The organism is Aliivibrio finisterrensis, from assembly GCF_008933155.1.
GTDB lineage: Bacteria > Pseudomonadota > Gammaproteobacteria > Enterobacterales > Vibrionaceae > Aliivibrio > Aliivibrio finisterrensis.
In genome coordinates, this window is record NZ_WBVP01000117.1 from 1 (window position 1) to 319 (window position 319).

Sequence of the window (319 nt, forward strand, 5' to 3'; positions counted from 1 at the left end):
CGATGGTAATGTCTTGGTTATTGGTGATGACGCCTATAGCAGTTCAGCGGGACGCGTTCGTATTTACCAATTTATTAACGGCAGTTGGAGTTATCAGAACCAGTTTACTGGCGGTAGCGGAAGTTATTTTGGTGCGTATAACGCCGTGTCCAGCAATGGTAACGTGATTGCGGTGGGAGCGTTTGATCAGGGTAATACCGGCTATGTGTATGTGTATCGTCATAACGGTACTAACTGGGCGCTTGAGCAAAGCTTTCGTAACTCAAATTACGCCACCGATGATTATTTTGGTGTTGGCGTTAGCATCAATGCGGCTGGT

Annotated in this window: 1 pseudogene; it reads left to right on the plus strand. The window is 46.7% G+C overall.

Annotated features, from left to right (window positions below):
* Nucleotides 1-319: pseudogene (locus tag F8B77_RS17790) on the plus strand (hypothetical protein); the annotation flags it as partial.